Raw genomic sequence first — 4667 nt, forward strand, 5'->3', positions numbered from 1 at the left:
CACCGGAAGCGGTGTTGCCCTGGCCGTCTGGCCCCGCCTACGCTCCGCTCCGGCAGGGCCAGACGGCCAAGCCAGAACATGGGTCAAGTCTCTCATAACCCGTGGATCCCCAAGTGGGGGCAGGTCACTACGTCCTTGCCCACCGCGCCCCGGAACAGCGCCGCCAGCGCCCGCTGCACCTGGTGGCGGATTTCACCGGCAGCGCCGTGGGGTAGCGTGTGACCGCCGCAGGCTGGAACGGCCGAAGGCGCGAATCACGCAGTCAAACGTCGGCGGCCGGCCAATGGCGGAGCATGTCGCGGGCGGCGTCTTCGGTCATCCTGCCGCTAGGAAGGCAACTGCCGCGGCGCCGAAAGACCGCGCCTCCAGCCGCGGGACCAGTCCGACCGAGCTGCCCATCAGCACGCCCGCGGCGGAAACCAGCAGCGGAGTGACGGCCCGAGTCACGGCCGCCCCCGCCGGCCAAAGACCTGCCGCCAGAGCGGCATGGTTTCCTTCTTGCTGGCAGCAGCCCGGATACTCTCCGGTGTCGCTTAAGATAGAAGAATCCTCACCCGCGATAATCCGCCCTTCACGGAGGTGACGATCGGCGGGGAGCTAAGACAGCCCCCACTGGAGAGCCAGCGATGGCGGCTTAATGGGACATCAACGCTGCGAAGCCCCAGCGTTGCGGCGTACCGGCAGTGTCGCTTCCGTGCGCCGCGGGAAGACGTGGAGACAAAGCATTGGCTCCGCTGCGCATGCGAGCAAGCATCGTGCCGAGGAGGAAGGCGCATCGCACCCGCAACAGTGCGCCGTGGAGGGTTGAAGAACGCCACCCACGACGCACTCGGCCCAGGCAAACCGGCGACTCCATCGCATACGCGGATATGCGCAGCCGTAGGGGACGGCCTAGTTCCGCCCGAGGTAGGCCCGCGCCGCCGCCAGCTCCGGGCGCGGCGCGTCGGCCTGCGCCGCGATCTCCAGCAGCTGCCCATAGGCCCGCCGCGCCGCCTCCCGGTCGCCCGCGAGTTCCGCGGCGTGCCCGGCTCCGTACACCGCGCGAAAGCGTCGCGGCTCGGAGCGCTGCACCGCCTCGAACTCCCGCTGCGCCGCAGCGTGCTGCCCGGCCTCGAGCAGCGCCTCCGCGAGCAGTTCGCGCGCCGGAGCGAGTGGGCCAGGCGTGACGACGTGCTTCTCCGTCCGTCCCTCGCGCTCAGCCGCCTCGCGCAGCGTGGCCAAGCCCTCCTCGCGCCGGCCAGAGGCGAAGGCCGCCCAGCCCTCGGTCACCTGGCGCTGGATGTCCACCTGCTCCGCCCAGTAGGCGTCGCGGGTCCGTAGCGCCTCGGCCAGGCGCTTCAGCGCCTCGATGTCGGCCGTACCCTCCTGCGGCCGCCCGGCGCGGGCCAAGCCGATGGCGCGGGCGAAGTGGATCAGTGCGTCGGTGAACAGGAAGTTCGTCTGCCGCGGTGTCAGCGTTGCAGCCTCGGCCCAGGCGCCGCGCTCCAGTACGTAGCGCGCCGGCATCGCGGCGGAGGCGAAGGCGTGCGCCTGGCGCCTCTCCGCGTTCGTCCTGCCCACGCTGTCGATCGCGCGCCGCGCCGCCAGGTCCTGCGCGGTCTGGAGGTAGGCGTAGACCATGTAGTCGTGGGCGTGGAATTCCTGCTCCGTGTCGTTCGCCACCACCGCCCGCTCGGCCGCGCGTCGGTTGGTCGCGATGGAGTCCTCCCAGCGCCCGACGCGGGTGAAGATGTGCGAGGGCATATGCTGCGCGTGCGGCGCGTCCGCCGCCAGTTCGGCATAGCGCTCGGCAGCGCGGATCCCGCGCCCGGCCAGCGGCGGGTAATCGTAGAGATGGATGAGGTAGTGAACGATGCCGGGGTGATCCGGCTGGCGCTGCCATTCGTGCTCCAGAAGCTCGGCCCCACGCAGCTGGTCCGCGTAGGTCTTATCGGTTGGCGAGGCCGCCACGCCGAGCACCAGCGCGTACTGGATCGTCCCTTCGGAATCATCAGGGAAACGCTGGTGCAGCCGCGCCATCGCGTCGCGGTAGGCGCCGAGCCGGACACGGTGCTGGGCCAGGTCGTCGCCGGCGAAAACCAGCGCCAGCGCCTCGACATAGGCCGCCTCGCGCTCATTGCGCGCGCCCAGTCGCTTCGCCTCATCAAGCAGGGTGCGGCCCTGACGCAGGTTGGCTGCGGTGGGTGGGCTGTAGGGATTGGTAAGCAGGCTAAGCGCCTCACCCCAGTGCGTCATCGTGCAGCCCGGGTCCGCCCGGCGGGCCTCACGGAATGCCTCGCTTGCGGCCTCGTACCAGAAAGAGTGCTGCAGCAGCATGCCGCGGTTGAAGGCGGCCTGCGCCTCGTTGCTGCACTGCACAGGAAAGCTGACGCTGCCGAGCACGCGGGCAGCGGGGCCGTGCGCGGCGTGGTCATGTCCGCTCTGCGCCACCGCCGGCGGTGGGGCAAGGGCTAAGCCGAGGGCAAGCGAGGTGACGGCGGCAATGCGATGGCGGCAATGCATAGCGGTTCCTCTCAGCTCGTCTTTGCGCCACGTCGCGTGGCGCGCCGTCACGATAGCCAGAGTAAGTGGCCGCGAGAAAAGGGATACGGCCCCTCCCCCTGGTGGAGAAGCTGTCATTCAACCCTTGCCGCTTGCGTGTTTCGTGGACGGCAACCGCTCCGTTTGCGTTGGCGCTCTACCGCGCACGCCTCACCTGCCAGCATCGCACTTTCACCTTAACCCGCAGGGGGCATCCACACACGCGATAAGACTCACCTCACAGTCGTTTCGTAGCACTCTCGCATTGATGATTTATCAATATTATATATATTTGGATACAATTTTGGGCAATTGGAAACGGCGACCGCTGATGCCCTTGCACATACCTCCCGGCGCCAATCTGCTGCTGATTGCGGTTTCAATCGGCCTGTTTGTGGCAGTTCTGACCCACATGGTTATGGGCATTTTGGGGTACTAACCCGGACTTCTCACTGGGGCCGGATCGCGGGTGGGCAGTCGGGCGGCGGTAGGCATGAAGTCGGCTGTCGAGTTCGCTGGATCGGCGGGCATTGCCGGCGGCGGCCGAGCGCGCCCATCGCCGCCCGCCGGGCAGCGGTGTTCGGGGCGAAGGCGGCTGTGCGCTGTCCGGGTCGTCAGGGCGCCGGGGCGGCGGCCAATCGCGCGTGAGCGAGGGCGAACTCGTCGCGGAAGGGGTGCGCCGAGGCCATGGCCACCTTGATGCGGCGGACCGACCTGCGGACGTAGGCGCCGATCTTCAGCAGGGCGAGGCGCAGCGTGCCGCAGGTCGGCTCGGCGAACTGGGTGTGAGCGAGGCCGATGCGGCGCAGCGCGCAGAGCAGGACATAGGCCATGGAGGCGAACCACAGGCGCAGCTGGTTGGCCCGCATGGTGGCCGCCGAGGCGCGGCCGGCGAAGAGATCCAGCTGGCATTCCTTGATGCGGTTCTCCATCTCGCCGCGGGCGCAGTAGAGCCTCTCGTAGAGGGTGCGCGCATCGGCCTCGGCGGGCTTGAGCGAGGTGACGACGAAGCGCGGGTTGGCTTCGCCGCGTGTCCACTCGGCCTTGCCGACCACGCGCCGCCGGCGCGACCAGCTGTCGAGAGTGGACCAGCGGAAGTCGCGGAAGCGTCTCGCCGGCTTGCCGGTCCGGCTGGCCTCGTGCTCGGCCCAGGCGAGCTCGATAGCGATCTCCTCGACCAGTCGGGCGTTGCGGGCGAGGCCGAAGAGGAAGTCGACGCGGTTCGCTTCGCACCAAGCCATCAGTGCCTCGCGCGCGAAGCCGCTGTCGGCGCGCAGCAGCACGCGAACCCGCGGCCAGCGGGCGCGGACCTGGCGGACGATGCGCGCGACCTCGTCCACAGCGCCGGCGGAGGCGTCGATGCCGGCCCGGCGGAGCTTGGCCGCCAGCAGGTGCCGGCCGCAGAAGACGTAGAGCGGCAGGTAGCAGTAGGCGTCGTAGTAGCCGTGGAAGAACCGGCCTTCCTGGTGGCCGTGCAGCGGGATGTCGGTGGCGTCGAGATCGAGGATGATCTGCCGGGGCGGTGCCTTGCGGTGGGCCTCGAGGAAAAGGTCCACGAACACCGCCTCGATGGCCGCGGCGTCGTGGCCGATGCGATGGTAGCGGCCGGGCGCGCCGGCGGGCGCGTGCTCCAGCCGGTTCAGCGTGCTCTTGCCGGCCAGTGGCGCGCAGGTGCTGCGCCGGGCCGCGAGCTTGCCGGCGAGGATCGCCAGCACCGGATCGTGGCGGAGTTGGTCGTGGTCCACGATGTCCTCGTGCCCGAGCGCGATGCCGAAGACGCGCTGGCCGACCAGGGTGGCGATGTCGTGCTCGACCCGCTCCGGCATCCGGGCGTCGCGGAAGCAGGCGGCGAACCGTCCGACCATGTTGATGGCCCGGTCCGTCGCGCCGAGCAGCAGCGCGCCGGCGTTCGAGGTGATCGCGCCCCCGTCGAAGGACGCCACCACGCGGCCGCCCTCGACGGGTGCAAAGTCGAACAGCGCCGGGCTACACTGCGTCGGCATCGGGGATATCTCCTGCGTCGTAAGAGGGGCAAAACCTGTGGTGGTCAGGCGGGCTGGCAGCGCTGCCGGACCAAGTCGGGCAAGTACGGGATGCTGGCTTGGCCTGGGATGCCGAGCCTGGCGCCGAGGTAATCCCAGAAGCTG

At 69.5% G+C, this 4667-nt stretch carries 2 protein-coding genes; both read right to left on the minus strand.

Annotated elements, in window-relative coordinates; all coding sequences use genetic code 11:
- Positions 1-891: 891 nt before the first annotated feature.
- Complete coding sequence (locus H7965_RS28790) at positions 892-2502, minus strand: hypothetical protein (protein WP_186773938.1); 1611 nt, start codon at positions 2500-2502, stop codon at positions 892-894.
- Positions 2503-3134: 632 nt separating this feature from the next.
- Entirely contained in the window at positions 3135-4523 is a 1389-nt protein-coding gene (locus H7965_RS28795) for an IS1380 family transposase (protein WP_186773939.1), read from the minus strand.
- Between the last annotated feature and the right edge of the window lie 144 nt (positions 4524-4667).

The organism is Siccirubricoccus deserti (genome assembly GCF_014283215.1).
Taxonomy (GTDB): domain Bacteria; phylum Pseudomonadota; class Alphaproteobacteria; order Acetobacterales; family Acetobacteraceae; genus Siccirubricoccus; species Siccirubricoccus deserti.